The following is a 21,078-nucleotide window of genomic DNA, read 5'->3' on the forward strand; positions in this document are numbered from 1 at the left end:
GTGCACTCCGGTTCCGTTTTCACTGCAGCGGCGAGAAGCCTGTAGGCCGCAGCAGGCGTGATTGCAGCCGCAGTACGGCGCCCAGTTCACGGTTGCGCCGTGAAAACTCCGCCCAGCGCGGGTCTGCGGCCATCGCCGCACGGCGTTCGCTGCGTTGGTCCAGGCTGGCATAACCCCAGATGTGCACCACCTGGTTCACCTCACCGAATTCGCTGGTGAAGAAGCCGACCAGGTTGCCCAGGTGTTCGCACTGCACCGCCAGTGCCTGGCTTTGGTAGAGGGCCAGCCAGTCAGCCATTTTCAGTGGGTCGAGGGTGTAGGTTCTCATTTCGTAGTACATGGGAGCGTCTCCATTTCAGGGCTGTGGGCTTGCAGGCGTTCAGCGATATGGCTGGCAGCGATCCAGCCGAAGGTGAGGGCAGGGCCGAGGGTGATCCCTGGGCCTGGATAGGTGCCATTCATCAACGCGTTCATGTCGTTGCCGGCGGCATACAAGCCTACGATCGGCGCACCGGCGCGGTTGAGTACATTGGCGTTGGCGTCGGTCACCAGGCCGCGCGCGGAGCCAAGGTCGCCGGTGTGAATACGGATGGCGTAGAACGGGGCCTTGGCCAGTGGCGCCAGGCACGGGTTGGGCTTGTGCTGCGGGTCGCCCATGTAGCGGTTGTAGCTGTTGCCGCCCTTGTCAAATTGCCGGTCGATGCCGCTGCGGGCGTCGGCGTTGAAGCGCTCCAGTGTTTCCTGCAGCACCTGCGTGGCCACGCCCATGGCCCGGGCCAGCTCTTGCACTGAGCCGGCGCGGTGCAGGTAGCCGGCTTCGATCAGGGCCGTGTTGTCCACCGGTTTGGGCCGTGCCAGGCCCAGGCCGTAACGGTTCATGGCCTGGGCGTCACAGACCAGCCAGCAGGTGCTGATGCCGTTGGCGAACATGGCCTGGACGAAGTGGTGATAGGAGTTGGATTCGTTGACGAAGCGCCGCCCGGCCGGGTCGAGCGCAATGACCCCTGGCTTGGCGCGGTCGGTGACCAGGTGCGGGAAGCGCTCGCGCTCACCACTGGCATGGCGCCGCTCGGAAACCGGCGCCCAGAAGAAGTTGGCGACCAGGCCCTCGCCCTGGGCTGCATCCACCGCCTGGGCAAGGCGCAGAGCAGCACCGTCGTTGCTGGGCGGGGACATGCTGAGGTGTGGCGCGTCAGGGGCCGGCCGGTAGGCCGCAGCCAGCGCACCCGCAGCAAACCCGCCCATGGCGCAGACCACACCGCCGCGGGCATGGACCTGGGTGCGGCGGCCCTCATGCTGTACTTCCACGCCGGTGACCGTGCCGTGCTCGACGATCAGTGCCTGCGCTTCGCTGCGCAACCACAGGTGCGCGCCGTGGGCAAAGGCTGTGCTGGCCAGGCGGGCGACCAGCGCGTTCCCCGTGGTCAGGCGCGTGCCACGGTGGTGGCGAACACGGTCCAGTGCGTAGCGCGCCATCAGTTTCAGGCAATGCCACAGTGACCGGGGTGAGCGGCGTAGGCTCAGGAAGTGCTGAATGTCCTCGCGGTTGACCATCATTGCGCCGAACAACAGCATGCCCGGTGGTGGCATCTTCAAGTCCTTGAAGCGCGCGCCGAGGCGGCGGCCGTCATACTCGACCATTTCCAGCGCCCGGCCGAACGCCGTGGCGCCGGGTGCGTCCGGGTAATAGTCCGGGGAGTGCGGGCGCAGTGCGTAGCGCAGTTCGGTGTTGTGCTCCAGCCAGCGCAGCGCCTGGTGCCCGCGCGCGATGAAGGCGTCCACCAGTTCGGCGTTGTAGCCGGTACCGATGATGGTTTTCAGGTAGGTCCTGACGGCCTCGGGCGAATCCTGGGCACCGGCGGCGCGCGCCTGATCGGAGCCATACAACCATGCTGCTCCGCCGGAGATCGCCGAGGTACCGCCAAAGTGTTCGGCCTTTTCCACCACCAGGACCTTCAGGCCCAGGCGTGATGCCGTGGCGGCGGCAGCCAGGCCACCGGCGCCGCTGCCGAGCACGACCAGGTCGTACACCGGTTGCGCGTTTTCGATAGGGGGCATGGTCTCAGATCTCCAGTGGCGTGACGCCCATGAAGGCGCCCAGGTGGCCAAGCTGCGCAAAGGCCATTTGCGCGCCAGTCTGGACTGCGCAGCCGCGTTCGCGCGCCTGCTCCAGCAGTGGGGTGATCTCCGGTGAGGTGACAACATCGGCCACCAGCGTGGCGGCGTTGAGCGTGCCCAGCAGGGCAGCGGGCAGCGGCAGCTCGCCCGTGCCGCCCATGCCCACGGGCGAAGCGTTGACCACCAGGTCGAAGGCGTCCAGCGCGCTGTATGCAGTGGTGATGCCGACGCCAGGGAAGGCCTTGCCCAGCAGCTCGGCAAGTGCTGCAGCGCGCGACGTTTCCGGGTCGCTTAGGGTGACCTGGGCGACCCCGGCCTCACCCAGTGCGTAGGCAATGGCACTGCCGACGCCGCCGCAACCAATGACCAGCACTCGCTTGCCCGCAGGGTCGAAGCCGTGCTTGCGTGCTGCGCCCAAAAAACCTGCGCCGTCTACGTTGTCGCCATACAGGCGGCCATCGTTTTCGCGCCGTACCACGTTCACCGAGCCCAGGGCTGCTGCACGTTCGCTCAGGCCGTCCAGGCGGGTGGCAAATGCCTGCTTGTAGGGCACGGTCACCACGCAACCGCGCAGGTTGCGCCAGCCGCGCAGGGTGTCGATAAAAGCGTCCAGCGCGGCGTGCTGCAAGTCGATGGGCAGCATGGCCAGGTCAAGGCCATTGTTGCTGAACCAGGTGTTGAAGTTTTCAGGCGATTTCACCTGGGCGATGGGCGAACCGACGATGGCGACCAGCGCTGTCGAACCTTTGATCATGGTGACTTCCGTTATGGGTGTTGTTATGGAAGTCAGGGTGATGCGGCGGCGGCGTTGTCACAATGCGCTTGCCAACGGTTTGATGCGATAATCGCATTGATAAAGCGATATTCGCAGCATAGGCGCTGTTTAGCACTGCTCAGCGGCACGATTCTCCCCACTCACGAGTGCAGCCAATGGACAAACCCCAGACTCACCCCCGCGACCTGATTGCCGGTTTACAGAAAGGCCTGGCGCTCATGCAGCTGTTCAACGCCGAGCAGCCACGCCTGACGGTGCCCCAGGCGGCCAGGCAAGCTGGCCTTACGCCCAGCGCAGCGCGCCGATTTCTGCTGACCCTGGTGCATGAAGGCTTCGCCGAAACCGACAACCGTCACTACTGGCTGACCCCCAAGGCCCTGCGTATCGGCCAGGCCTATGTGGACTCGGCGCAGTTGCCACGCATGCTGCGCCCGATCGTCGAGCAAGTGGCGCGCCAGACCCAGGAGCATGTCTCGGTGGGCACACGCGACGATGATGAAATCATCCACTTGGTGCGCAGCCGCTACAGCCACATCGCATCACTGTCGATACGGCCCGGCTCGCGGGTGCCGATGTACTGCACTGCCGGCGGGAGGGTCTGGCTGGCGGCTTTGGACCAAGCGCAGCGCGATGACTATTTCGCCCGTAACCCGCTACACCCGCTGACGCCCTACACCCAGACCGACAGGGCGCTGCTGGACGCGACGTTGCAGCAGGTGAGCGAGCAGGGCTACTGCATCGTCGATCAGGAGTTCGAAGTCGGCATGCGCGTAATCGGCGTGCCGTTACTGGACCGGGCGGGGCAGCTCAAGGCGACACTGACCATCACTACCCATGCATCGCGGCTGAGCATGGATGAGATACGGCTGCGTTACCTGCCACCGCTCTATGAGGCGCAGGCCTTGCTGAAACCGGTATTTGGCTGACCGGGGAGCGTGTGTTGAGCACGATCGGGGCCGCAGCGGATCAGGCCGTTTTCACTGCCAGCCCATCAGCCATACCTCGGGGTCGCGCAGTACCCGCCAGTCCAGCCACTGGCTGCGCTTGCTGTGTACCGCTTCCAGTTCCACACGCAGCACATGCCCCTCTTCATCCAGCTCCAGGTCGGTCACCAGAAAGTGCTTTTCGCGGTTCTCAGGGTGTCGCGCTGTCCATTTCGAGAGTTTCAATTTGCCAGGGTTGAAGCGGTTCATCATTGCTCCTTGGGCGAGAGTGCGGCCTGCATGCTGATCGTTATACAAACAGACAAGTAGCTGATGATACTTGCACGGGAAGCATTTGGTCGGTCGATCGCTGTGCGCAATGGAGTGCTCGCGTCATGGCTCGGCCGTTGGCCGAGAAGGGTATGCCGCCAAATAGCAAACGGCCGCCCTCAGGCGACCGTTTGTATAGGCTCAAGCGCAATGGTCAATCCTTGCTGACCGCGTCCTTGACATCAGCGACTACCTGCTGAGCTTCGCCTTTTTTCTCCTGCACCTTGCCTTTGACCTCCAGCTCCGTGTTGCCAGTGGCTTTGCCTACGGCTTGTTTGACCTTGCCGACGGCTTCGTTGGCCAAGCCTTTTACTTTGTCCGAAGTGCTGCTCATGGTCGTTCTCCTTCAACAGACATCAGTGAAACGTGGGTTGGGTGAAGCGTTCATACAGCGTTTGCGTTGCGACTCACACCGTGGCGACGCGGGTCTTGCGAGACGTCAGCGCGAAGCGGCCTACGCCAAAACTCAAGGCGGCACCGATCAGCAGGGTTACCAAGGTGCCCCAGGCGGCTTTCGATACGTTGCTGGCGGCTACCTGGGCGGCTTCGCGAGCCTGTTGCTCGGCCTGCTCTTTGAGCACTTTCACTTGCTCGGCGGCCTGTTGGTAGGCACGGGCGTAGTTATCGACCACCTGCTGGGCCTCCTGCTGGCTCTTGCCGGTGCGCGCAGCGACGATGTTGACCAAAGCTTGCTTGTCTGCCGCGCTCAGGGCAGGTTCACCGGCCTTGCGCACCCGCTCGAACCACTGCTTGAGCTGGTCGACGGCCTGGGTCGGGTCCTCGGCCGCGACGCGCCCTGCCGACTCTCCCTGAGCCTGGGCCTGATCGGCCTGCTGCTCCAGGGACGAAGGGGCCAGTTCAGCCTTGCCGGACTGCGCCAAGGTTTTGTCCAACTCCGCTTCCAGGTTGTCCCAGTCCAGCGAGATGCCATTCTTGTTCAGTTGCTCCTTGATGCCCTGGCTCACACTGGGTGCGGCGGCGGCGACACCGTCAGCTGCCAGCGACAGGCCTTTGCCAGCGATATTGCCGGCAGTGCCAACTACGGTGCCGGCCAACGAAGCCAGCAACCAGGTAGCCAGCAGAGTGGTCACCGTCCAGCTCAACAGGCCATGCAGGCCGCCGCGGGTGGGCGCGGTACGCCCGGCGACCCAGGCACCGGCTGCGACCGAGAGCAGGGTGCTGATGAACAGCCACACCCCAGCGCCGGTCCCAAAGCCCTGCAGCGGATTGCCGTCGGCCATCGGGTTCATGGCTCCGGCGCCAATGGCCGTGCCCAGTACGCTGAGTACCAGGTAGCTGGCCAGGGCGATGGCGCCGCCTGCAAACACGGCGCTCCACGATACCCGTAGCGGGCTGACAGCGTTGGTTGGGGTGGTCACGTACGATTCAGTCATCTATGCATCCTCGTGGGTAAGTTCCGGCAGCACCGGCAACACAGGCCAAGTGCAACGTCAGGGCCAGTTTGCAGGTCACATGCAAGGCTGTATTGGCGCATCCGCACCTGATCGATTAGTGCATTCGCACCAACCCTGGCTTGCCTGCAGCGTTTAAGCTCCAGGCCATGCAGACCTGCCGACTGGAGAACCTCTATGAGCGACGCCGTGCTTGCCCGCGAGACCAACCGCCGCCAGCTTCAGCAAATCATCGCCGGGCTGTCCGATGGTGTGATCCTGCTGGAGGTCGACCAATCCATCATCTGGGCCAACGAAGCGGCTTTGCGCATGCACGGGGTCGACAGCCTGGAGCAACTGGGCAGCAACGCTCAGGGTTATCGCGAACGCTTTGCCCTGCGCTACCGCAACAATCACCCCCTTGACGCCGAGCAGTACCCTATCGCCCGCGTGGCTGCGGGGGAGGTGTTCAGCGACGTGATGGTAGAGGTGCTGGCTGTTGGCGGCGATGAAGCGCGCAGCCGCGTGCACCGCGTGCGCAGCATGGTGCTGGAAGACAGCAAGGGCGAGGCCGAATCGCTGGTGCTGATCCTGGCCGATGCCACCGAGTGGGCCAGCGCCGAGCAGCGTTTCGAAAAAACCTTCAATGCCAACCCGGCCCCTGCAGTCATCTGCAGGCTCAGCGACCTGCGCTTCATCAAGGTCAACCAGGGCTTTCTGGAAATGACCGGCCATATGCGGGAGAACGTCATTGGCCGTTCGGTATACGAAGTGGATGTGCTGGAAAACGCCGAACGCAAAGAATTGGCAATCGAACGCCTGATGGAAGGGGCGACCATCCCGCAGATGCAGGCTGAACTGCGCTTGCCCGATGGTGGCAGCAAACTGGTGATCGTTGCCGGGCAACCACTGGACATGCATGAAGAAGATTGCATGCTGTTTTCATTCACCGACCTGGAGCCCCGGCGCAAGGCGGAAAATGCCCTGCGCCAGAGTGAGGAGCGCTTTGCCAAGGCCTTTCGCCTGAGCCCTGTGCCCACCCTGTTGTGCAGCGCCGACAGGCAGCAGCTGATCGATGCCAATGAAGCCTTTCTGGACACCTTGGGTTACGCCGCCCAGGAGCTGATAGGCAAGACAGTGGCCGAAATCGACTTCATGGCTGATCGGCGTGTTGCTACCCAGGTGTTCGATGCGCTGGAAAAGACCGGGCGCATCGAAGGGCTGGACCTTAAGCTGCGAAAAAAAGGCAATGACCGGCTCGACTGTGTACTGCAGGCGGACACCGTCAGCTTGCAGGACACCCCGTGCTACCTGTTGGTACTGATGGACATTACCGAGCGCAAGCGTTCTGAGCTGGAGTTGGTCGAGGCGATAGAAACGGTGATGCAGGATGCGTCATGGTTCAGCCAGACCTTGATCGAGAAACTGGCCAATGCCAAGCGCATCAACACAGGGCGTTTACCAGATGCATCGTTTACCGACCTGACCCGCCGTGAGCGCGATGTGCTGGCGCTGATCTGTGAAGGCCTTGCCGACAAGGAAATCGCAACGCGGCTTAACCTGGCGCTCAATACCGTGCGCAACCATGTGGCAACGGTGTACTCCAAGCTCGATGTTCACAGCCGCAGTGAAGCCATTGTCTGGGCGCGCGAACGACGGCTGTTCACCCATTGATTCGCCTCGGTACAGTCTGCTCTCGCGCTTGCCGAGGCTGCTTGATGCCAAAGGGCTTCAGATGCCTCGAAGCCCTTGGACCGACCTTTTGCTTATCAGCGACGCAGCAGGCGGCTCACCACCAGGGTGAGCGCGGCGCCGATTGCCAGGGCGGTGATGGGCTTCTCTTTAACGAAGGTGGAGACGTTGTTCAGTGCGTCACCATAGGTTTTGGTCAGTTGGCCTGCGACCTGGCGGCCATCACCCTCTGCCTCCAGGGCCGGGTCCTCGAACAGCCGGCCCACTGCGCTCTGCGCCTTGCCAGCGACTTTCTGTGCAACACCTTCAACTTGTTCGCTTTTCATAGTGATCAAACCTTCCTAGTGAGTGGCAATGGGAACGCACAAGGTTAGGGAGCGGGGGGTGGGGATTAGTTCAAAGCGGTTTTGGCAAATGGGAACGATCCTTGCTGATTGCTAGCAATATCAGAAAAGGAGCTAGCAATGAACGAGTCCCTGGTCGCCCATTCCCGCGGTGGCGTGCTGTGCACCCCGCACCCCTTGGCAAGCGCGGCGGGCCTGGAGGTGCTCGACGGCGGGGGGAGCGCAATCGATGCAATGCTCACCGCCAGTGCCGTGCTGGCGGCGGTGTACCCACACATGACAGGCCTAGGCGGCGATGCACTGTGGTTGCTCCATGACGATCAGGTACGCACCATCATCGGGATCGGCCAGGCCGGGATGCGCTTGCCCGCAGCAGGCGCGATCAGCCTGCGTGGGCCTGCCTCGGTCGGGACCACGGCCGGGGCCATGGCCAGTTGGGCGCAGGCCAAGGCAATCAGCGAGCAGTGGGGGTCGCGGCTGGGCTGGGCCGACCTGCTGACTGGCGCCGCAGGGTTGGCCCGCGACGGGGTTGAGGTATCGCCCTCGCAACTGTTCTGGCAAGGGCAGCGCGCCAGCCTGATCAAGACACTGCCTAGCCTGCAGCCATTGTGTACGCCCCAGGGTGGCCGTCTGCGCCAACCCGCGCTGGCCAACAGCCTGGAGCATCTGGCGCGGCGTGGCCCAGGCGACTTCTATCACGGGGAACTGGCAGAAGCCTTTGGTGTGGCGTTCGACGCGCTGGGTTGCGGCCTGAGCGTCGAAGACCTGCGCGCCACCCGGGCCTGCCTGGCGGCGCCGATCTCCGTACGCTATCGCAACGGCCGGCTGTACAACGTCGCGCCACCCACCCAAGGCCTGTACACGCTGCGCGCCATGGCTGCCCTGCAGGCTGTGAACCTGGGCGAAAACGGCACGCCGCGCTACTACCACCTGCTGGTCGAAGCCATCAAGCAGGGCCTGCTGCAGCGCAACGCTCAACTGCATGACCCGCTCGCCAGCGGCTGGGACTTCGAGCACGCGCTTGCTCAGCCTGCCGCGACCCTTGACGAGCAGCGTGCGACGCCTTGGGGCGAGCCTGGGCAACCTGCCGACACTGTGTGGATGGCCGCCACCGACCGCGCCGGGCGCAGCGCCTGCCTGATCCAAAGCCTGTTCCATGACTTCGGCTCCGGTTGCATCCTGGGCGATACCGGCATCCTTTGGCACAACCGCGCGGCAGGTTTCAGCGCCCAGCCGGGACACCGCAATGCCTGGGCGCCCGGCAAGCGGCCGGCGCACACACTCAACCCGTCGGCCTACCTGGCCGATGATGGGCGCCGCTGGTTCTTCGGCACCCAAGGGGGTGACGGCCAACCTCAGACGCAGATGGTGCTTGCCACCCAGTTGATCGACTATCAGCAGCCTGCCGAGGTGGCGTTGCGTGCACCGCGGTTTCTGCTTGGGCGCAGCTTCTTCGACAGCACCGACAACCTCAAGCTGGAGGCCGATATCGGCGAATCGGTGGTGCAGGGGCTGGCCGACCGGGGCCATCAGGTCGAGACCACGTCTGCGCTCAGCCCGTTGATGGGCCTGGCCGGTGTGATCGCCATCGGCCCTGACGGCCAGCGCACCGCTGCCTACGACCCGCGAAGCCAGGGCAGCGCCCTTGGCCAGCAGGACTGAACTGCGCCGATTGCCGCAATGCCTGGCCCGGCGGATAATGCCGGCCCAATGCGTTTGAGGGTTTCGAGGTCTCGATGAAAGGCAAGACGGTCAGCAGCAAGCAACAAGAAGTCCAGCGCATCGCCGAGATGCTCGCCAAGGCCATTGCCCAGCATCGCCTGCGCCCCGGCGTGCGGTTGGTCGAGGCGCACATCGTCGAGACCCTGCAGGCCAACCGCAACCACGTGCAGGCTGCGCTGCAACGCCTGGCCATGCAGCGCATCGTCGACATCGAGCCCAACCGCGGCGCCACCGTGGCCCAGCCCAGTGCCCGCGAAGCACGGGAAATCTTCGCCGCACGCCGCGCCGTGGAGCGGGCGATCGTCGAGGCCATCACCCCGGCCCATGTCGCCGAGCATCAGGTGCGCATCGAACAGCACATGCACAACGAGCGCGCAGCCACTGCCAGCACCGATCGCCGCGCCATCGTCCGCGAACTCAGCGAGTTTCACCTGTTGCTGGGGGAGGTAAGCGGTAACCAGGTGCTGGCCGATATCCTCGGTAACCTGATGGTGCGCAGCTCGCTGATCGTCGCCCTGTACCAGCGTGGTGACAGCCCGCCCTGTGCCTCGGACGAGCACCAGGCGATCATCGATGCGTTGCGCGCCGGCAATACCCAGGCGGCCGTGGACGAAATGATCGCGCACCTGGACGAGCTCGAGGGCCAGTTGGCCCTCGAGGATGTAGCTGCGCCTGAGGTCAACCTGCGTCAGGCACTGTCAGGGCTGTGAGCTGTGCCGGGAACAGCTCGGCGGGTGGCCGGCTGAAGGTCTGCCGGCCCTGTTTGAAACCCATCAGCGGCGCGGCGATACGGCCGATCACCTCGGCCGGCGAGGGTGCGTCGAACACCACGAAGTCGGCTCGGCAACCTGGTTCCAGGCCATAGTCGGCAAGGCGCAGCAGGCGCGCCGACTGGCGTGAGATCCAGCCCAGGCACAGCAGTAGTTCTTGCGGCGTGCCCAGTTGGGCGACGTTGGCGTACAGGTTGGCCTGACGCACCAGGGAGGCATCGCCGTAGGGCGTGAAGGGGTTGCCGATGTTGTTGCTCGACAACGAACAGGTCACCCCGCACTGATGCAACTGCGCCAGCGGTGCCAGCCCCCGGGGCTTGTCATGGAAGCGGTCACGGCCGGTGAGGAACAGGTCGGTGGCCGGCAGGCAGGTGACCTGCACGCCGGCTTCGGCCAGGGCGTGGCCCATACGCATCAGTTCGGCCTGCGGCAGTGCCGAGAGCTTGGTCACATGGCCAACGGTGACCCGGCCCTGCCAGCCATGCTGGTGGGTGCAGCGGATCACCTCGCCCAGGGTCATGCCGGCGACCTGCAGGTCGAAGTCCAGGTGCAGGTCCAGGTCGCGATCGTAGGCCACCGCCAGTTCGAACAGCCGGCGGATCTGTGCAGGCGGGTCGGCGTCGGTGTAAGGGCAGCCGCCCAGCACTTCGGCGCCGTCGTCCAGGGCCTGGCACAACAGCGCTTCGGTCCCGGGGTTGTCGAGCATGCCTTCCTGCGGAAACACGCAGATCTCCAGGGTCACGGCCCAGGCGTAATCAGCCTGCAGCCTGCGGATGGCGCGCAGGCCGGTCAGGCCGATGCCGGGGTCGATCTCGACATGGGTACGCATGTGCGTGGTGCCTTGCACGATGGCTTGCTCCAGCACTGCCGCGCCGCGCGCGTACACATCGGCCTCGGTGAAATCGGCTTTGGCCAGGCGGGTCTGGGCGATGGCTTCGGCCAGCGTGCCTTCGCGCAGCTGGCAGCGCGAAAGGATGCAGGCCTTGTCCAGGTGGATATGGGTTTCGATCAGGCCGGGCAACACCAGCCGGCCGCCGAGGTCGAGTTTGGGCGCCGGCCGGCTCAGCCGGGCCACGAACCGGCCGTCTTCGATCAGCAGGCGGCTCAGTGCCGGGCCGTCGCCCAGGCGCACATTGATCAGGTCCAGGTGGTTCATGCGGCGGCTCCTGTGCCCAGGTAGGCGGCTTCCAGTTGTGGGTCGCCGCGCAGGTGCTCGGCGCTGCCCTGTTTGACGATACGGCCTGTTTCCAGCACGTAGGCACGGTCGGCCACCTGCAGTGCCAGGTTGGCCATCTGATCGACCAGCAGTAACGTCACGCCTTCGTCGCGCAGGGCGGCGAGGGCGTCGTACAGCTCGCCGATCATCGCCGGGGAGAGGCCCAGGGACGGTTCGTCGAGCAGCAGGATGCGTGGCTTGGCCATCAGCCCGCGGCCGATCGCGACCATCTGCTGCTCACCGCCCGAGAGCAGCCCGGCCGGGCTGTCGATACGCTCGCGCAGGCGGGGGAAGCGTTTGAGGATCGCGGCAATCTCGGCGTCGGCATCGACGGCATCCTGGCGCACATTGGCCCCCAGCAGCAGGTTCTCGCGCACGCTCAACTGGCCGAACAGCTGCCGGCCTTCAGGGACCAGGGCCAGGCCAAGGCGGGCGATCTGGCTGGCATCCAGGCTTTCGATGCTGCGGTTGTCCAGCACGATGCTGCCGCCACGCGGCCGGTGCAGGCCGGCAAGGGCCTGCAGGATGCTCGATTTGCCGGCGCCATTGGCGCCCAGAATGGCGATCAGCTCGCCCGGGTTGACCACCAGGTCGACGCCTTCGACCACTGGCGCCGCGCCATAGTCGATGCACAGGTCGCGCACGTGCAGCACGGCATCACGCGAGCCTGCCCAGGCCTGCGCGCGCGGCTGGGCCTGGTACTCGGTGCCACCCAGGTACGCGGCAATCACCCGTGGGTCAGCGCGCACCTGTTCAGGTGTGCCCCAGGCGATCGGTTTGCCGGCGTCGAGCACCAGTAGCTTTTGCGACACTGCCATCACCAGCGGCATGTCGTGCTCGACCAGGATGATCGCCAGGTTGAAGGCGGCCAGGCGTTGCAGCAGCGTGGCCAGGCGGTCGGTGTCCTGTCGGCCGAGGCCGGCGGCAGGCTCGTCGAGCAGCAGCACCTGCGGCCGGCTGGCCAGGGCCCGGGCAATCTCGACCAGGCGGCGGTCGACATGGGGCAGGTCATCGGCGGCGACGTGCAGGTTGCCGCGATAGCCGACCAGTGCCAGCAACTCAATGGCCATGCCTTTGCGTGTGGCTTGCTGGCATGGCCAGGGCCGTTCGATGGCCCCTTGCTGGAAGGCCAGCAGCAGGTTTTCAAGCACGCTCAGCTCACCGAACAGTTGGGTGGTCTGATACGTACGGGCGATACCGGCGCGGGCGATGCGCCAGGCCGCTTGCCCGGCCAGCTCCCCGCCCAGGTGGATCGAGCCGGTGTCGGTGCGGTAGAAACCACTGATCAGGTTGAGCACCGTGGATTTGCCCGCACCATTGGGCCCGATCAGGCTGGTGATGTTGCCAGGCAAGGCCTGCAGGCTGACTTGCTGTGCGGCCTGCACCCCCCCGAAACGGATGCCGATGCCCTCGACCTTAAGCCCATGCCGCGCACCACCGGCGAAGAACGCCCGCAGCGCCGCCGTGTCGGGCTGTGCCGTGACCGGCTCGTGTCGCGGCCGCCAGAAGCGCTTGGCCAGGCTGCCCAGCACACCGCGTGGTGCAGCCCACAGTACTGCCAGCAGCAAAACCGAAAATGCCAGCAACCGGTATTCGGCAAAGTCGGCCAGCAATTCGGGCAGCAGCACGATCACCAGTGCACCGAGCACTGGCCCGAACAGCATGCCGGCGCCACCGACGATCACCGCCAGGACGAACAGGATCGACTGTGAGAACGGGAACGCCGCCGGGTTGATGAACATCAGCACCGGCGCCACCAGCGCACCGGCCGCCCCCGCCAGGCCGGCCGACAGGGCAAAGGCCAGGGTCCGCGTCTGCACCGGGTTGACCCCCAGTGAACGCGCGGCAATTTCCGAAGCCTTCACCGCACGCATAGCCAGGCCCCAGCCGCTGCGTTGCAGGCTCCAGTAGAAGACCAGTGCGGCCAGCATCAGCAGCACCGAAGCCAGTGCCAGCAGTAGCGCCGGGTCCAGCGTGCCGAGTTCAGGCAGCGGGATGCCCATCAGGCCATTGGCCCCTCCGGTGACGCTGCGCCACTCGATCAGGCCGTTGTGCACCACCAGCGCAAAGGCAATGGTGATCATCGCAAGGTAAGGCCCGCTGACCCGTAGCGCCGGGATCGCCAGCAAGCCACCCAGCACCGCGCAGCCGAGGCCGGCCAGGGGCAGGGCGGCCGAAAGCGGCAGGCCAGCCAGCGTCAGCAGTGCCGACAGGTAGGCACCGATGGCATAGAAGGCGATGTGCCCGAAGGACATCTGCCCGGACAGACCGATCAGGATGTTCAGGCCCACGCCGACGGTGACCGCCAGCGCGTACAAGGTCAGGATCAACAGCCAGTAGCTGTCCAGGCCCATTGCCAGGCCAAGGCAGGCGACCCCGAACAGGGCCAGGCCGAGGGGGGCGAGTCGCTCGCGCATGGTCATACCTTTACCCAGAGTTTGCGGCCGAACAGGCCGTCAGGACGTGCCGCGAGCACCACGATCACCAGTGCAAAGCACAGCAATTGCGTGAACGCAGAGCCGAAATACAGCGTGACCACCGCCTCGAGCAGGCCAAACAGCAGGCCTGCGGCAAACACCCCACCGGCACTGGCGATGCCGCCCAGAATGGCCACGGCGAAAGCCTTCAGACCGAACAGCGTGCCCATGTCCGCGTGCACGCTGTACAGCGGTGCGATCAGCAGGCCCGCCAGTGCCGCGAACACGGTCGACAGGGCAAAGGCCGCCGCCACCACGCGGTTCACTTCGATGCCCATCAACCGCGCTGCCCGTGGGTTCTGCACGCAGGCTTCCAGGCGCAAGCCCAGTTGCGTGCGTCTGCGCACCCAGTAAAGTGTGGCCGCCACCGCCGCGCCGGCCAGCGGGATGGCCAGCTGCACGGCATTCAGGCTGCTGTCGCCCAGGTCCAGGCGCAGGCTGGTCAGGGCGCTGCCGAACTGCCGCGGCTCCTTGCCGAAGGTGAACATCGCCAGGTTGTCCAGCAGCAGCCCGCCCGCCACCGTCGCCATCAGCCAGGCGTCCGAGCCACGGGCATGGAACGGCCGCACCAGAAAGCGCTCGATGGCCAGGCCCAGCACCGCGCACAGCACCAGGGTAGTGGGCAGTGCCAGCCACAGCGGCCAGCCCCAGGTCACCGCCAGGCTGTAGCCCAGCACGGCGCCGACCATCATCGCGCTGCCCTGGGCAAAGTTGACCGTGCGCGACACGGCATAGGTGAGGTGAAAGCCCAAAGCCAGCAGCGCATACATGCTGCCCAGGCCCAGGCCGCTGACCAGTGCGGTGGTGATCATGTCGAGGGCCTCCGCTCAGGGCGTCACGGGCACGATGGTGTCGCCATCGAAGCGGCTGAAGATGTAGTCGTCAGGGCCCAGGGCATCGTGGCGGTCAACGCTGAACGGCTGTTGATAATGTTTGATCAGCCCGTCGTAGTCGCTGATGGCATAGAAGCCGTCACGCACCTTCGTGCCTTGGGTGTCCTGGGCCTTGTCGATCGCCAGGCCCACCAGGTGCATGGCGTCGTAGGCGTTGGCGATGCCCACGGCCGGGGTCACGTCGGCCAGGGTCTTTACCTGCGGGTAGCGCTGCTTGAGCGCGGCCAGCAAGGCATCGCCGCGGGCGCTGTTGTGGGCGCTGAAGACAAAGGTCTGGATGAAGTGCACGCGCCCGGCGTCTGGCCCGGCCAGCTCGCCAAAGCGGCCGCCAGCCGGACCCCAGTGCGACACCACCGGCACGTTCCAGCCCATCTGCTGGAGCGACTTGACCACCTGCGCCGACGGGCCGACGTTGCCGACCAGCAGCAGGGTGTCGACACCTGCGCTTTTCAGGCGGGTGAGTTGCGGCACCATGTCCAGGTCGCTGTCTTCAAAGCGCTCGGCCGGCGCCTGGGCCATGTCGCGGCGGGCCAGGGCCGCGTTGAGCCCTGCCAGGTTCGACTCGCCCCAAGGGTTGTTGGCCAGGATCAAACCCGGTTGTTTCATGCCCTGGCGCAGGCCATAGGCGACCAGCGCTTCATCCACCTGTTCATCCACCGCCGACACGCGGAACACGTAGTTGTCCTTCGCGCCGTTCTCGGTGATCTTGGTGCCTGCCGCCCAGATGCCCATGAACGGCGTTTTCAGTTGGTTGGCCAACGGCACGATGGCCAGCGACACCGGGGTGTCGAGGCCGCCGAACAGCACGCTGACCTTCTCCCGCTGGATCAGCTCGCGCGCCGCCAGCATGCCTTTGGCCGGGTTGCTTTCGTCATCGCGGCGCACCAGCTCCACCGGGCGGCCCAGCAGCCCGCCTTTGGCATTGATTTCGTCGATGGCCAGGGTGAGGCCCCGGGTAAGGGCCTCGCCGGACTTGGCCGACTGCCCCGACAACGCGGCCACCAGGCCCACCTTGATCGGCTCGGCAGCCTGTACCCAGCCTGTGCAGCAGGCCAGGGAAAAGGCTGCGCAGGGCAGCCAGCGACGTAGCAAGGAACGGCTGAACATGGTTCGAACTCCTGATTGCTAGCAATTTATAAAAATGTGCTAGCAAAACAGGTGCCATTTGGAAAATACTTCGGGCACCCCGTGTTTTGGGGCTTGCGCCTTGGCTTCAGCGCCCTCGCGTGCACTGCATCAAGGCATCGTTCGGGGCCAACGCCCCGTTCTGGACACCCTCGGAGACTTGCAATGACCGAAAGCAACAGCGCCGTACAGATCGTGCGCGACTTCCTCGCCGCCTCCATGGCCCCCGACCCGGTGCGCGCCGCCACGTTCATGAGCGACGACGTGCGCATCACCTTTACCGGCGGCCGCGCGATGCCCACCCCGACCGACATCACCGCGTTCAACGGCGCGCGTTACACCTGGGTGAAAAAGCAGCTGGGGCAGTTCGACTGGTGCGAGCGCGAGGACCACACCGTGGTGTATTCCAATGGCACGCTGTACGGGCAGTGGCCGGATGGCCGCAGCTTTTCCGGCAACCGTTATCTGGACCGCTTCGAAGTGAAGGCGGGCAAGATCGTGCGCATGGATGTGTGGAACGACAGCGCGGAGTGGATGCTGATGCCGGAGATTGGCAAGGCCTGAACGCGGCTACTGCTGCGATGCAGCCCGATGTATCGCGCAGGGCGATACCTGGTAGTGCGAAAACCGCATCGTGAGCACACCCCTGTCGGGTATAAGTTGCCCATGCGCTATCGACGTCTTGATCTCAACCTGCTGGTCGCCCTGGATGTGCTGCTCGAGGAGTGCAGCGTCAGCCGGGCGGCGCAGCGCCTCAACCTTGGCCAGTCTGCCACCAGCGCTGCGCTGGGGCGCCTGCGCGAACATTTTCAGGACCCCCTGCTGATCCCGCTCGGGCGCGGCCTTGAGCCCAGTGCCTTGGCGCGGCAGCTGGCACCCAGAGTGCGAAAGGCGCTAAGCCTGGTCGGGGAGGTGGTGCAGACGTCCCTGGACTTCGATCCCGGCCGCTGTGAGCGGTGCTTTACCTTGGTGGCGTCGGACTATGTGGCGGCCACTGTCATACCTGCGCTCAGCCGTGTGCTGGCGCGCCTGGCGCCCGGCATATCGCTGACGGTTCGCGACCTGCCGCTGTCGCGTGATGGTGACGTGGTTGCCGAGGCACTGGACTATCGCCGCAGCGACCTGGTGGTCGTGCCCCAGCGGCGCATCAACCCGCGCTACCCCCACTCAGTGTTGCTCGAGGATGAGCTGTGCTGCGTTGTTTGCGCGCATGAAGCGGCTTACCAGGCGGGCCTTGGCCTGGCTGAGTTCTGTGCAGCCGCGCATGTCGTGCGCGAGTTCACCGATGGCCAGAACCTCTCGCTCGACACCCAGCACCTGCGCGAAATCGGCATCGAGCGGCGTGTGGCCGTGGCGGTGCAGAGTTTCGCGCTGATGGGCGACTTCGTCGCCGGTACGCCGCGCATCGCTACGTTGTTTCGGCGCCAGGCCCAAGGGCTGGCACGTCATCATCAGCTACGGGTACTGCCATCGCCCATCGCCTTCCCGGTGGCTGTTCAAGTGGTGCAATGGCACCCGCAACAAGCATCCGACCCGGCCCTGAGCTGGCTGCGACAGGTGCTGACCGAGCAGGCGGCGGGGGTAGATCACGCCTGAAGGTCGCCCGTGTCACCGACAAGGCCGAACTCTTCGATGGCCAGCAAGGCGCAACGCTCATCGTTGTCCGAGGTGTCACCGCTGACGCCGATTGCCCCGAGCAGGCGCCCCTCGGTGTCGCGCAGCAGAACACCGCCGGGTACCGGGATCACGTGGCCTTGGGTCAGGCTGTTGATCGCGTCGAAGAATGCTGGCATCACCTGAGCGCGCCTTGCCAGCTCCCGGCCACCGAAGCCCATACCCAGGCAGCCGCTGGCTTTTGCGGTGGCGATCTGTGGGCGCAAGGCGCTGGCCTGCTCATCGCGCAACAGCGCCAGCGGGTGGCCTGCAGCATCGAGCACGGCGGCTGCCAAAGGCCGCACGCCCAAGGCCCGTGCGTGTCGCAGCGTAGACGCGGCAAGCCGCGCGGCGGTTTCGAAATCGAGTGCCTGCATGGTCACTGGCTCCATTTGCCAAGTTCGGCTACACGGTCGCGGGTGTAGAGTTCGGTCCATTTCAGGGAGTTGAAGTCCGACACCTGTTTAGGGTTGTAGGGCGTGCGTTGCAGGCGTACTGGCTGGCCTGCCTTGTACACCGCCTGCAGGCGGTTGCGGTCTTGCAGGATGCGGATGTCGTCAAGCGGCGAGCCGTCGAGGATCAACAGGTCGGCCTGTTTGCCTGGCTCCAGGGTGCCGAGCGTTTCACCGCGTGGCATCAGGCGTGCGCCGACATTGGTCGCAGCGTGCAGCGCTTGTGCCGGGGTGAAGCCCAGGCGCGTGACCAGCAACTCCAGTTCACGCGCATGCCACTCGCCGTAAGGGGTAACGGCAAAACCGCTGTCGCTGCCGCAGGCGAACGGAATACCGGCCGCCTTGGCGCGCTTGAGCACCGGCGTGCCCAGTTCCAGCGTGCGGGCACAGTAGCCGGCGTAGCCTGTGGTCACCGCCGGGTCGTGGGGCTGGCAGAAATCTACGGTGTTCTGTGGGAAGGTCATGGTGGGCGCCAGCACGCTGCCTGCCTCCAGAAGTGCTTCGATGCAGGCGTCGTCCATGTAGAAGGCATGAAAGACCAGATCGACGCCTGCCTTGGCCGCGTACATCACGGCTTCGCGGCCGTAGGCATGCGTGGCTACCCGGCAGCCGAGGCGGTGCGCTTCGTCGACCATTTCGCGGGTTTCATCGGCTGTGAAGGCGGCGATGATTTCACCGTTGGGGCGGCGGTGCGTGCCGTCCATGGCGATCTTGATCAGGTCGACGCCATCCTTGGCCTGTTTGCGGATCTGCGCGATGGCTTCGGTACGGCTGGTGACCAGCGCAGCGGTGAAGTATTCCGGTGCGCCGACGCGGCTGGGAAACCAGTCGTTGAGGCTTTGCCGGTTGGTGATCACGCGGCTGCTTGCCGCGATGCGCGGGCCTTCGAAGAGCCCGGCGTTGACCGTGTTGCGCACGGCGATGCTGAGCTGGCCGCTGTCACCCGGGCAGACCATCGAGGTGACCCCGGCAGCCAGCACGTGCTGGGCGAAGAACATGCCGCGCAACGCGCGGAATTCGTCGCTGGTCCAGATGTCGATGTCTTCCTCGCTCTGGGCGTTGCCGAACGCCAGGTGGGTGTGCACGTCTACCAACCCCGGCATGACGAAGTCGCCGCGCGCTTCGCGGTCACCGGGCAATGGGCGTGGCGCCTGGGCCGTCGCGCCAACATGGCGTATCAGGCCGTTTTCGATGATCAGCGTCTGTTGCTGGCGTGCCTGAAGGCTGGCGCCATCGAACAGGGTGGCGCAGTGAAGGTGCAGGGCGCTCATGGTCGGGTTCTACTCGTCTTGTTGTTTCCGGCAGGCTATGTGCCTGCGGCGGCAGGCACCATCAGATCCTGTCGTTGGCCACCCATCGACGGCATCGATACCTGCCGCAACCCCTGTGGCTGCCGGGTTGCCCGGGCCGGCAGGGGGCAATGGCCAGGTATCGTCAGTGTCGATGGCAGGCATGGATATCCACGATTGTTCCTTGTGCTGGGGGTGAGGTGAGGATGTGCCGCTCAATCAATCCTGAAGGAAGTACCATGAAGGCTATTCGTGATGAGTTGCTGAGCCTTGAAGCCGAACGCCAGCGCGCCTTGGTCCACGAGGACCATGAGCAGCTCGAGGTGCTGTTCGACGATGATTTGCTTTATGTCCACACCACGGGGCTGGTGCAGGACAAAGGACAGTACCTGGATTATGCCCGCAATGCCGTGCGCTACCTGGCCGTGGATCGCGGTGAGCTGACGGTGCGGGTGTTTGCCGACGGGCTGGCGCTGATGAGCGGGGTGCAATGCAACCTGCTGCAAAAACGCGGCGGCGGTGAACCGGTGCGCGCCGAAGGTTTCGCCACGCAGCTTTGGGTCAAACGGGAGAAGGGGTGGCGGATCGCATCATTCCACGGTACGCGGGCACCGGCCTGATGACGGCATGAACCGCTGACAGGCACCGGGGCAGTCGCCATACAGGCTGCCCCGGCACCTTCACCAGCAAGGGTTCAGGCGGTATGCCCGCCGAGCGTTTCGGCAACCCAGTCGGCGATGAACTGGCCGGCATTGATGCTGTTGTCGAAGCTTGAATGCTGCACGCCGCCTTCGCGCTCAGTGAAGACCTTCAATTCGCGCTTGGGGCTGTTGACCAGCTGCTCGTAGGTGCGATGGGCCCACTTGAGCGGGATCTGCGAGTCCTTTTCGCCGTGGGTCACCAGGAAGGGGACGCGAATGCGGTCGAGCACGCCATCAAGGTGTACGTTTTCGGCAATGGTCATGAATTCGTCCATATCCTTGGCGCCCCAGACCCAGCACACGTGCGCCCAGTAATGCGGCACCGGGAAGTCGCCTTCCTTCTCCAGGCGACGCTTCTGTACATCCCGCCAGTCGTGGTTGGCGCCCCACACCACACCGCAGGCGAAGCGCGGTTCGAAGGCCACCGCACGTGGGCAGTAGTAACCCCCCAGCGATACCCCTTCCATACCGATGCGCTTGGGGTCGACTTCCGGGCGGGTTTCCAGCCAGTCCACTACGCGGCTGGCCCAATGCTCGCTGTCGTAACGCGCGGTCAGGCCTTGCAGGCGCAACGCCTCGCCCGTGCCGGGTTGGTCGATGATCAGCGAGGACACGCCACGTTTGGCCAGCCACGCTGGCAGACCGACGCGGTACTTCATCTCTTTGGTCGAATCCAGCCCGTTGACCTGCACCAGCAGTGGTGCCGGGCCGGTCGTGCCTTCGGCGCGCACGAGCAGCCCGCTCAGATGCTGGCCTTCGTAGGGGATTTCCACCCGCTCGCAGTTTTCCCGGGACAGGTCGATGCCGCGGGCGAAGGTCTCGAGAAAACGCTGGTACAGGGCCTCGCGCCCTGGCGCACCATGCGCCTGCAGGCGTTCGCAGGTCAGGTAGTAAGTGGCAGCGCGGTTGTATTTTTCGCCAGCGGACAGGCATCGGCCTGCGGCCTCGTCTTCTTCGGCCAGGGCGCAGAGCTTGTCGGCCATCTTCGACCAGGTTTCGCGAAACGCCTGGGTGCCGGCGGCGTCGGGTTGCAGGGCCGCCTCCTGCAGCGGCGCGCACATCGCTTCGATCTCGCCCAGGCGGGCGCCCATTTCGATGGCCAGGTCCACCGAGAGATTCCAGACATAGTTGGTGGGGAAGTAACGGAACATTGTTGTTGTCCTTCTGCGGTCGTTGAGTCCGGCGCCTGACAATTGCGACAGGTACG

Annotated in this window: 21 protein-coding genes; 7 read left to right on the plus strand and 14 right to left on the minus strand. The window is 65.1% G+C overall.

The annotated features are described in order from the left end of the window. Positions 1 to 19: 19 nt before the first annotated feature. The 3 genes from ACMGF5_RS19340 to ACMGF5_RS19350 are packed head-to-tail and all read right to left on the minus strand — an operon-like array spanning position 20 to position 2,872. Positions 20 to 340, minus strand: coding sequence for an NIPSNAP family protein (locus ACMGF5_RS19340; protein WP_414157095.1), 321 nt, complete (start codon positions 338 to 340; stop codon positions 20 to 22). After that, a complete protein-coding gene (locus ACMGF5_RS19345) occupies positions 325 to 2,058 on the minus strand; it encodes an FAD-dependent oxidoreductase (protein ID WP_119688773.1) in 1,734 nt (577 codons plus the stop codon). The genes ACMGF5_RS19340 and ACMGF5_RS19345 overlap by 16 nt, the downstream gene beginning before the upstream one ends. A gap of 4 nt (positions 2,059 to 2,062) precedes the next feature. After that, complete coding sequence (locus ACMGF5_RS19350; protein ID WP_115275141.1) at positions 2,063 to 2,872, minus strand: shikimate dehydrogenase family protein; 810 nt, start codon at positions 2,870 to 2,872, stop codon at positions 2,063 to 2,065. Between the two features lie 176 nt (positions 2,873 to 3,048). On the opposite strand from ACMGF5_RS19350, the gene ACMGF5_RS19355 reads away from it, so the two are divergent. Continuing rightward, the gene (locus tag ACMGF5_RS19355) at positions 3,049 to 3,819 is read left to right on the plus strand and encodes an IclR family transcriptional regulator (RefSeq protein ID WP_119688774.1); all 771 of its coding nucleotides are present in this window, start codon (positions 3,049 to 3,051) and stop codon (positions 3,817 to 3,819) included. 51 nt (positions 3,820 to 3,870) lie between these two features. Here the strand turns inward: ACMGF5_RS19355 and ACMGF5_RS19360 are convergent, their stop codons facing one another. From ACMGF5_RS19360 to ACMGF5_RS19370, 3 genes are all read right to left on the minus strand, one after another. Continuing rightward, positions 3,871 to 4,086 (minus strand): TIGR02450 family Trp-rich protein, encoded by a 216-nt coding sequence (locus ACMGF5_RS19360; protein WP_012314044.1) that lies wholly within the window; start codon positions 4,084 to 4,086, stop codon positions 3,871 to 3,873. Positions 4,087 to 4,300: 214 nt separating this feature from the next. Then, positions 4,301 to 4,480 carry a CsbD family protein gene (locus ACMGF5_RS19365; RefSeq protein ID WP_012314045.1) on the minus strand — a complete coding sequence of 60 codons (180 nt, stop codon included), beginning with the start codon at positions 4,478 to 4,480 and terminating at the stop codon, positions 4,301 to 4,303. A 73-nt stretch (positions 4,481 to 4,553) separates the two neighbouring features. Further along, the gene (locus ACMGF5_RS19370) at positions 4,554 to 5,540 is read right to left on the minus strand and encodes a hypothetical protein (RefSeq protein ID WP_012314046.1); all 987 of its coding nucleotides are present in this window, start codon (positions 5,538 to 5,540) and stop codon (positions 4,554 to 4,556) included. Positions 5,541 to 5,735: 195 nt separating this feature from the next. Here ACMGF5_RS19370 and ACMGF5_RS19375 point away from each other — a divergent pair, with 195 nt between their 5' ends. Continuing rightward, a complete protein-coding gene (locus tag ACMGF5_RS19375) occupies positions 5,736 to 7,211 on the plus strand; it encodes a PAS domain S-box protein (protein ID WP_414157096.1) in 1,476 nt (491 codons plus the stop codon). Positions 7,212 to 7,306: 95 nt separating this feature from the next. On the opposite strand, the gene ACMGF5_RS19380 is transcribed toward ACMGF5_RS19375, so the two are convergent. Further along, a complete protein-coding gene (locus ACMGF5_RS19380; RefSeq protein WP_012314048.1) occupies positions 7,307 to 7,555 on the minus strand; it encodes a CsbD family protein in 249 nt (82 codons plus the stop codon). A 138-nt stretch (positions 7,556 to 7,693) separates the two neighbouring features. On the opposite strand from ACMGF5_RS19380, the gene ACMGF5_RS19385 reads away from it, so the two are divergent. Both ACMGF5_RS19385 and ACMGF5_RS19390 read left to right on the plus strand, forming a co-directional pair. Next, positions 7,694 to 9,235 carry a gamma-glutamyltransferase family protein gene (locus ACMGF5_RS19385; protein ID WP_414157097.1) on the plus strand — a complete coding sequence of 514 codons (1,542 nt, stop codon included), beginning with the start codon at positions 7,694 to 7,696 and terminating at the stop codon, positions 9,233 to 9,235. A gap of 74 nt (positions 9,236 to 9,309) precedes the next feature. Next, positions 9,310 to 10,005, plus strand: a complete 696-nt coding sequence (locus ACMGF5_RS19390) for a GntR family transcriptional regulator (protein WP_039601266.1) — start codon at positions 9,310 to 9,312, stop codon at positions 10,003 to 10,005. On the opposite strand, the gene ACMGF5_RS19395 is transcribed toward ACMGF5_RS19390, so the two are convergent. The 4 genes from ACMGF5_RS19395 to ACMGF5_RS19410 are packed head-to-tail and all read right to left on the minus strand — an operon-like array spanning position 9,974 to position 15,758. Further along, positions 9,974 to 11,221: an amidohydrolase family protein gene (locus ACMGF5_RS19395; protein ID WP_414157098.1), complete on the minus strand. Its 1,248-nt coding sequence runs from the start codon at positions 11,219 to 11,221 to the stop codon at positions 9,974 to 9,976. The genes ACMGF5_RS19390 and ACMGF5_RS19395 overlap by 32 nt on opposite strands. Next, positions 11,218 to 13,704 (minus strand): ATP-binding cassette domain-containing protein, encoded by a 2,487-nt coding sequence (locus ACMGF5_RS19400; RefSeq protein ID WP_414157099.1) that lies wholly within the window; start codon positions 13,702 to 13,704, stop codon positions 11,218 to 11,220. The genes ACMGF5_RS19395 and ACMGF5_RS19400 overlap by 4 nt, the downstream gene beginning before the upstream one ends. Next, positions 13,701 to 14,570, minus strand: coding sequence for a branched-chain amino acid ABC transporter permease (locus tag ACMGF5_RS19405; protein WP_012314053.1), 870 nt, complete (start codon positions 14,568 to 14,570; stop codon positions 13,701 to 13,703). Before ACMGF5_RS19405 ends, ACMGF5_RS19400 begins: the two co-directional genes overlap by 4 nt. 15 nt (positions 14,571 to 14,585) lie before the next feature. Then, positions 14,586 to 15,758: an ABC transporter substrate-binding protein gene (locus tag ACMGF5_RS19410; RefSeq protein WP_254467621.1), complete on the minus strand. Its 1,173-nt coding sequence runs from the start codon at positions 15,756 to 15,758 to the stop codon at positions 14,586 to 14,588. A 183-nt stretch (positions 15,759 to 15,941) separates the two neighbouring features. Between ACMGF5_RS19410 and ACMGF5_RS19415 the strand changes: the two genes are divergently transcribed. Together ACMGF5_RS19415 and ACMGF5_RS19420 are read left to right on the plus strand one after the other, a co-directional pair. After that, the gene (locus tag ACMGF5_RS19415; protein ID WP_414157100.1) at positions 15,942 to 16,340 is read left to right on the plus strand and encodes a nuclear transport factor 2 family protein; all 399 of its coding nucleotides are present in this window, start codon (positions 15,942 to 15,944) and stop codon (positions 16,338 to 16,340) included. 102 nt (positions 16,341 to 16,442) lie between these two features. Further along, positions 16,443 to 17,372, plus strand: a complete 930-nt coding sequence (locus ACMGF5_RS19420; protein ID WP_254467622.1) for a LysR family transcriptional regulator — start codon at positions 16,443 to 16,445, stop codon at positions 17,370 to 17,372. Here ACMGF5_RS19420 and ACMGF5_RS19425 read toward each other — a convergent pair. Next, on the minus strand, positions 17,363 to 17,806 hold the full coding sequence (locus tag ACMGF5_RS19425) for a GlcG/HbpS family heme-binding protein (protein ID WP_251962361.1): 444 nt from the start codon (positions 17,804 to 17,806) through the stop codon (positions 17,363 to 17,365). The genes ACMGF5_RS19420 and ACMGF5_RS19425 overlap by 10 nt on opposite strands. A 2-nt stretch (positions 17,807 to 17,808) precedes the next feature. After that, positions 17,809 to 19,152, minus strand: a complete 1,344-nt coding sequence (locus tag ACMGF5_RS19430; protein ID WP_174141427.1) for a metal-dependent hydrolase family protein — start codon at positions 19,150 to 19,152, stop codon at positions 17,809 to 17,811. A 257-nt stretch (positions 19,153 to 19,409) separates the two neighbouring features. On the opposite strand from ACMGF5_RS19430, the gene ACMGF5_RS19435 reads away from it, so the two are divergent. Beyond that, positions 19,410 to 19,790, plus strand: a complete 381-nt coding sequence (locus tag ACMGF5_RS19435; RefSeq protein WP_115275131.1) for a nuclear transport factor 2 family protein — start codon at positions 19,410 to 19,412, stop codon at positions 19,788 to 19,790. A 74-nt stretch (positions 19,791 to 19,864) separates the two neighbouring features. Here the strand turns inward: ACMGF5_RS19435 and ACMGF5_RS19440 are convergent, their stop codons facing one another. Continuing rightward, positions 19,865 to 21,022, minus strand: a complete 1,158-nt coding sequence (locus ACMGF5_RS19440; RefSeq protein ID WP_161871384.1) for an alpha/beta hydrolase family protein — start codon at positions 21,020 to 21,022, stop codon at positions 19,865 to 19,867. Positions 21,023 to 21,078: the final 56 nt, after the last annotated feature.

Origin of the sequence: Pseudomonas sp. BNK-15 (assembly GCF_047456105.1) — a bacterium.
GTDB lineage: Bacteria > Pseudomonadota > Gammaproteobacteria > Pseudomonadales > Pseudomonadaceae > Aquipseudomonas > Aquipseudomonas putida_E.

Excerpts from the sequence above, each read along its gene's own strand:
- ACMGF5_RS19340 (WP_414157095.1), bottom strand. The coding sequence starts at position 340 with ATGTACTACGAAATGAGAACCTACACCCTCGACCCACTGAAAATGGCT.
- ACMGF5_RS19345 (WP_119688773.1), bottom strand. The coding sequence starts at position 2,058 with ATGCCCCCTATCGAAAACGCGCAACCGGTGTACGACCTGGTCGTGCTC.
- ACMGF5_RS19350 (WP_115275141.1), bottom strand. The coding sequence starts at position 2,872 with ATGATCAAAGGTTCGACAGCGCTGGTCGCCATCGTCGGTTCGCCCATC.
- ACMGF5_RS19355 (WP_119688774.1), top strand. The coding sequence starts at position 3,049 with ATGGACAAACCCCAGACTCACCCCCGCGACCTGATTGCCGGTTTACAG.
- ACMGF5_RS19360 (WP_012314044.1), bottom strand. The coding sequence starts at position 4,086 with ATGAACCGCTTCAACCCTGGCAAATTGAAACTCTCGAAATGGACAGCG.
- ACMGF5_RS19365 (WP_012314045.1), bottom strand. The coding sequence starts at position 4,480 with ATGAGCAGCACTTCGGACAAAGTAAAAGGCTTGGCCAACGAAGCCGTC.
- ACMGF5_RS19370 (WP_012314046.1), bottom strand. The coding sequence starts at position 5,540 with ATGACTGAATCGTACGTGACCACCCCAACCAACGCTGTCAGCCCGCTA.
- ACMGF5_RS19375 (WP_414157096.1), top strand. The coding sequence starts at position 5,736 with ATGAGCGACGCCGTGCTTGCCCGCGAGACCAACCGCCGCCAGCTTCAG.
- ACMGF5_RS19380 (WP_012314048.1), bottom strand. The coding sequence starts at position 7,555 with ATGAAAAGCGAACAAGTTGAAGGTGTTGCACAGAAAGTCGCTGGCAAG.
- ACMGF5_RS19385 (WP_414157097.1), top strand. The coding sequence starts at position 7,694 with ATGAACGAGTCCCTGGTCGCCCATTCCCGCGGTGGCGTGCTGTGCACC.
- ACMGF5_RS19390 (WP_039601266.1), top strand. The coding sequence starts at position 9,310 with ATGAAAGGCAAGACGGTCAGCAGCAAGCAACAAGAAGTCCAGCGCATC.
- ACMGF5_RS19395 (WP_414157098.1), bottom strand. The coding sequence starts at position 11,221 with ATGAACCACCTGGACCTGATCAATGTGCGCCTGGGCGACGGCCCGGCA.
- ACMGF5_RS19400 (WP_414157099.1), bottom strand. The coding sequence starts at position 13,704 with ATGACCATGCGCGAGCGACTCGCCCCCCTCGGCCTGGCCCTGTTCGGG.
- ACMGF5_RS19405 (WP_012314053.1), bottom strand. The coding sequence starts at position 14,570 with ATGATCACCACCGCACTGGTCAGCGGCCTGGGCCTGGGCAGCATGTAT.
- ACMGF5_RS19410 (WP_254467621.1), bottom strand. The coding sequence starts at position 15,758 with ATGTTCAGCCGTTCCTTGCTACGTCGCTGGCTGCCCTGCGCAGCCTTT.
- ACMGF5_RS19415 (WP_414157100.1), top strand. The coding sequence starts at position 15,942 with ATGACCGAAAGCAACAGCGCCGTACAGATCGTGCGCGACTTCCTCGCC.
- ACMGF5_RS19420 (WP_254467622.1), top strand. The coding sequence starts at position 16,443 with ATGCGCTATCGACGTCTTGATCTCAACCTGCTGGTCGCCCTGGATGTG.
- ACMGF5_RS19425 (WP_251962361.1), bottom strand. The coding sequence starts at position 17,806 with ATGCAGGCACTCGATTTCGAAACCGCCGCGCGGCTTGCCGCGTCTACG.
- ACMGF5_RS19430 (WP_174141427.1), bottom strand. The coding sequence starts at position 19,152 with ATGAGCGCCCTGCACCTTCACTGCGCCACCCTGTTCGATGGCGCCAGC.
- ACMGF5_RS19435 (WP_115275131.1), top strand. The coding sequence starts at position 19,410 with ATGAAGGCTATTCGTGATGAGTTGCTGAGCCTTGAAGCCGAACGCCAG.
- ACMGF5_RS19440 (WP_161871384.1), bottom strand. The coding sequence starts at position 21,022 with ATGTTCCGTTACTTCCCCACCAACTATGTCTGGAATCTCTCGGTGGAC.